This window comes from Butyricimonas sp. RTP31003st1_G1_RTP31003_210430 (assembly GCF_040920905.1).
Taxonomy (GTDB): Bacteria; Bacteroidota; Bacteroidia; order Bacteroidales; family Marinifilaceae; genus Butyricimonas; species Butyricimonas paravirosa.
Map to the genome: position 1 here is coordinate 1 of NZ_JBCOSQ010000130.1, position 3,350 is coordinate 3,350.

Sequence of the window (3,350 nt, forward strand, 5' to 3'; positions counted from 1 at the left end):
AGTGTTACGCCTTTGCTTTTTAATCCGGACAAGATTACTTTCTGGGAGAAACCGGGAGATAAAGCTGATTATGCGGCGGTTGGTAGAGACCGATGGGGATTGGTGGATTATCATGTCGAGAAAGTAAATTATTTGAAATTGAAAAGTTTAACTGTTGGTTATTCTTTGCCTCGGTGTTGGTTACAGAAAATGGGAATGACAGAATTACGTTTGTTCGTGAGTGGAGAAAATTTATTGACTTGGACAAACTATTCTGGGTTGGATCCGGAGACTATTGATTTGACGAGTGGGGGTGATCGGAACAGGAACTACCCCTTGGCGAGAAAGTATACTTTAGGAATCACACTTAAATTTTAAACCATGAAACATTGTTATATAATACTATTGTTACTATTTGGGGCGATCAATTGGTCGTGTGAGGACGCTTTGACGATGACCCCTGAAGCCTCCGTGACTTTTGGGAGTGCTTACCAAACGGAAAAAGATATCGAAAGAGCCATGTTTGCGGCAGAATGCGTGGTACGAGGTTTTGCGAGCCAGTATGTTCGTTGGTCGTCTAAGTTGGGGGAGTTTGATGATTATTTTTCTAATGGAGGTGATTTCGCTCTTTTACAACCGGCGAAATTGAATGGGTACACGTGTGCTTGGAATTATGCATATTCGATCTTGAAAGAAACCAACTCGCCTATACCCTTTTTGAATGATGTGTCCATGTCCGAGGAACGGAGAAATTTTTACTGGGGGCAAATTCATTTTTACAAGGCGTTCACTTATTTGCATTTAGTGAGGAATTTTGGTGATTGCATGTTGATTCGAGATGAGGTGATTTCTGGTCCTCTGGCACGAACTTCATGGGTGGATGTGATTGATTATGCGATCGGAGAGGCCCGGGTGGCTGCGAATTTGTTGCCGGAATATTCGGAACTGAAAGATGCTGATGGGGATGCCGTTACTTATAAATCTTTCCCTTGTAAAGGAGCTGCTAATGCCGTGTTGGCACACTTGTGTGCATGGAAGGCCGGGTGTAAATACATGGCTCCTTCCGTGAAATCCGGATATGATGAAAACGCCTTGTGGCAAGCGGTTGATTCGGCTTGTACGGCAATCATCAGTCGGGATGATATCTATGAATTGGCTCCAAACCCGGAAACGGTGTGTACTTCTGTGTTGGTAGGTGGCGATCGAGAAAGTATATACGAGAGTATTTTTAGGGGATTCGCTGATGAATTTGGAGAGATTACTCCGGATTTTCTTATGGCCAAAGAATGGCAGACTTTCCCGGTAACTACGTCGAGATTGACATTATCAAGAGAGTGTCGAATGTTGGTTTCTTCCGTGCGGGAGATGTTCCCGACTCGAGAAGAAGGGGGAGAAAAGGTGACCGATTTACGGAGGGATGCCTATTTCTATAAATTGGATTCGTTGGCTCACGATACGCTGTTACCGCTCACGGAAGGTTATGCTTTCCCGTGGAAGTGGCGTTACACTCGTTTGGAAACATCCGGGACGGGAACCGGGATGTTCCGGGGATACGATCAAAATAAGATATGGTTCCGCTTGGCGGATATCATCTTGTTGCGTGCGGAGAGCCGGGTACGTTTGGGAAATATCGAGGGAGCTATCGATGATTTGAATCGCATTCGGAAACGAGCTAACGCGAAGCCATACGAATCAGCCGAGGGTGATTTGCGTTACGCTATTTTCAAGGAGCGTGAAAAAGAGTTGTTGATGGAAGGTTCAAGATGGTACGATGTTTTGCGAAACGAGTACTACAAAACGGAATTATACGGGGGATATCGTTCGGTTTCACAACAAGATATATTGGATGGTTGTTTTTTTCTGATTGTAAATGGTGAAGCGAATAACACTTTGTTTGTACAATATCCTTTTTGGCAGAAATACCTTTAATAGACAATGAAATGAAAACTTTACAGTATATAAAAATCGTAGTGTGCCTTTGGGGGCTATGCGTGTCGTGTGATACGCAACAGAACGTGATAAACTCGGGTGTTTCCTCTCCTTATCACGATTGTACCATACTTGATTACTTGCGTGGAGATGAGTATAATTGGGAATTGACCGTGGCGATGATCGAACGGGCTGGATTACAGGATTTATTCGAGGGACGGGTGGATAGCTTGCCCGAAATCACGTTCTTTGCACCCCCGAGCTATTGTATCCTGCGTTACTTGTGGGATAATAATATGGAATCAGTGGACGAGTTGACACCGGAATTTTGCCGGAAAACCATGCTCGACCACGTGGTAAAGGGGAAATATTTGCGTAAAGATATAGCTTATCGTGATATAAACTTTTTGATCGAGGACCCGAGGCAAACCGGGGGGACACGATTTACCTCGCTTGGGGGACGTTCCTTAGTGGCTTACCTGGATAAACAAGAGTATAATGGTGTGCCGGAAGCCGGGGCGGATATCATGTTTTTATACTCGTTTTCGGTAACCCTCATGGTACCCTTAGCGACACCTGACATTCAACCGTGGCATGGGGTGGTTCATGCGCTGAATTATAATTTTGGGATAGGGAAAATTTAATGAATACCTGTAAATTTAAAAATCGAAAAACAATGAAAATATTATTCACTTGGATGGTAATGGCCGTGAGTCTGTGGTTTCTTGCGGCTTGTCAGGATGTTACACCGGGTTATTTGGAAACGGATAACGCCATATATAAACCGGATACACTGGTTATTCGCTCGGAATTGGATGATGATCCCGGGGAAATAAACCCGACTTACGAATTGTACCTTGGCTTCGGGTACTCGCCGGATATGATCGTGAATGTTTTGGGTATTCCTGAACGAATAAATGAGGGAGAGGATTATTATCGTGCGAAATGGGGTGCTCCCTGGACAAGTGTTGCCATACAAGGAGTCTTGGGGACTAACCCGATTTATATGGAAGTGGGAAATATCACTTCTCAAGATGGTGTTCCAGAGAAGTTGAGAGAGTATATTTCTGTGGGTGGGAATGGTGCGTTTGAAGTTCCTTTGGAACACGATATACCTGCGGGGAGTTACAAGATAACCTTGAATGTACATAACGAAGGGTATTCCCATGATTTGGTTGATTGTTTCACGATAATCGTGAAGTAGCAAATATTCATGGTGCGTGCTAAGTTGCCCGGGAGATGGACGGTTGCCAATCGGTTTTCTTTCCCGGGCTCTTTTTGCGCCCTCTCTTGTTCGGTGTTTCTCCGGAGTCTGCTACCCCTTGGACTATGACAAGGTCCCGGAAACTACAGTTTCCGGACACGTCATGAACTCCGGGGAGAGTTCATGGTATGTAGATGGTATGTTCATGCCCTAGTGGATCCCCGGCCTAACCCTGGTG

At 44.8% G+C, this 3,350-nt stretch carries 4 protein-coding genes and 1 pseudogene; all 5 read left to right on the top strand.

All coding sequences use genetic code 11. From position 1 onward, the window contains the following. Window positions 1-357: pseudogene (locus tag AB5542_RS21095) on the top strand (SusC/RagA family TonB-linked outer membrane protein); the annotation flags it as partial. Between the two features lie 3 nt (window positions 358-360). Further along, window positions 361-1,908: a RagB/SusD family nutrient uptake outer membrane protein gene (locus AB5542_RS21100; protein WP_279038528.1), complete on the top strand. Its 1,548-nt coding sequence runs from the start codon at window positions 361-363 to the stop codon at window positions 1,906-1,908. Between the two features lie 11 nt (window positions 1,909-1,919). Continuing rightward, a complete protein-coding gene (locus AB5542_RS21105) occupies window positions 1,920-2,552 on the top strand; it encodes a hypothetical protein (protein WP_087419734.1) in 633 nt (210 codons plus the stop codon). 32 nt (window positions 2,553-2,584) lie between these two features. Further along, window positions 2,585-3,112: a hypothetical protein gene (locus AB5542_RS21110; protein ID WP_087419735.1), complete on the top strand. Its 528-nt coding sequence runs from the start codon at window positions 2,585-2,587 to the stop codon at window positions 3,110-3,112. Between the two features lie 16 nt (window positions 3,113-3,128). Next, window positions 3,129-3,326: a hypothetical protein gene (locus tag AB5542_RS21115; RefSeq protein ID WP_279038527.1), complete on the top strand. Its 198-nt coding sequence runs from the start codon at window positions 3,129-3,131 to the stop codon at window positions 3,324-3,326. Window positions 3,327-3,350 lie beyond the last annotated feature (24 nt).

What these genes read in the sequence shown, in the direction of transcription:
- AB5542_RS21110 (WP_087419735.1), top strand. Translation starts at nt 2,585, where the DNA reads ATGAAAATATTATTCACTTGGATGGTAATGGCCGTGAGTCTGTGGTTT.
- AB5542_RS21100 (WP_279038528.1), top strand. Translation starts at nt 361, where the DNA reads ATGAAACATTGTTATATAATACTATTGTTACTATTTGGGGCGATCAAT.
- AB5542_RS21105 (WP_087419734.1), top strand. Translation starts at nt 1,920, where the DNA reads ATGAAAACTTTACAGTATATAAAAATCGTAGTGTGCCTTTGGGGGCTA.